The sequence below is a fragment of the Vibrio sp. 10N.222.46.A1 genome (genome assembly GCF_041473595.1).
Classification (GTDB): Bacteria; Pseudomonadota; Gammaproteobacteria; order Enterobacterales; family Vibrionaceae; genus Vibrio; species Vibrio tasmaniensis_A.
In genome coordinates this window covers 1-1,071 of sequence record NZ_JBFRSN010001680.1, presented here as the reverse complement: position 1 = coordinate 1,071, position 1,071 = coordinate 1, and the positions used below count along the sequence as shown (strand labels likewise).

Below are 1,071 nucleotides of genomic sequence, written 5' to 3'. Positions count from 1 at the left end.
CTCTCTAACGTGTGATTGTTTTTATCTTACCGTTCAAGTTAGTATCCCATCTAGATACTGCATTGATACGACATGTGAAATGAATCAACAACAATTGGAAACAGAAGATTTGGGCGACGATGTCGTTGAATCTTCGGCAGAACAAAATAAGCTTCGTGATGCGTATGTACAAGAGCGCACTAATTTGGAAGTCGTGGAAATAGAGCTAAATCGTTCTAAGATCATAATGATTGATGAACAAGGCAGAAAGAAACGAGTACCGATTTTGTCTGAGCATTAGCCATGACTGGCTGCATTGTTAAATGTTGAGATGGAATTATCAAAATAATAAAAAGGAAAAACGATGAACACAGTACTTTCCCCAATTGAAGCGAGAATTATCGGTTGTTTGATCGAGAAAGAAGTGACTACTCCAGATCATTACCCACTGACACTAAATAGCTTAACAACGGCTTGTAATCAAAAGAGTAACCGTGAACCAGTGCTCTCTCTGTCTGAGTCAGACGTTTTAGATGCGGTTGATGGTTTGATAGGACGTCGTATGGTGAGCGATGAAAGCAGCTTCAACAGCCGAGTTAATAAGTATCAGCACCGTTTCTGCAACACTGAATTTGGTGATCTGCAATTTACAGAGCAAGAGCGTGCAATCATCTGCTGCATGCTGCTTCGTGGGGCCCAAACCCCGGGTGAGCTTCGTACTCGAACTGGTCGTCTTGCAAACTTTAGCGATGTGAAAGAAGTTGAATCAATACTCGAAAAACTCGCGGCAAGAGAAGCGGGTGTGTTAGTCGTGAAGTTACCACGAGAAGCGGGTAAACGAGAATCACGCTACCAACACTTACTGAGCGGCGAAGTAGACATTGAAGCGTTTGCGACGGCATCGGTAAGCGCTGTTTCATCATCTGCAACCAGTGAAAAGTTTGAAGAACTTGAATCAGAAGTCGCGAGCTTACGTGAAGAAGTGGCAGAGCTTAAGGCTCTGGTTGAATCACTGCTTTAAATGTCGGAATCTGACAAAAATGCGGATTGGGTCGTGTATTTGATCCGCAATCGACACAATGCCCTTTATTG

Annotated in this window: 2 protein-coding genes and 1 pseudogene; all 3 read left to right on the top strand. The window is 43.1% G+C overall.

Going from position 1 to position 1,071, the window contains the following annotated elements:
• Positions 1 to 79: 79 nt before the first annotated feature.
• Positions 80 to 280 carry a hypothetical protein gene (locus tag AB4496_RS28835; protein WP_009845676.1) on the top strand — a complete coding sequence of 67 codons (201 nt, stop codon included), beginning with the start codon at positions 80 to 82 and terminating at the stop codon, positions 278 to 280.
• A 63-nt stretch (positions 281 to 343) separates the two neighbouring features.
• A complete protein-coding gene (locus tag AB4496_RS28830; protein WP_009845675.1) occupies positions 344 to 1,000 on the top strand; it encodes a YceH family protein in 657 nt (218 codons plus the stop codon).
• Positions 1,001 to 1,071, top strand: a pseudogene (locus AB4496_RS28825) (GIY-YIG nuclease family protein); the annotation flags it as partial. It abuts the gene before it with no gap.

Bases quoted from the DNA above. Each gene is read 5' to 3' on its own strand.
- AB4496_RS28830 (WP_009845675.1), top strand. From the start codon at position 344: ATGAACACAGTACTTTCCCCAATTGAAGCGAGAATTATCGGTTGTTTG.
- AB4496_RS28835 (WP_009845676.1), top strand. From the start codon at position 80: ATGAATCAACAACAATTGGAAACAGAAGATTTGGGCGACGATGTCGTT.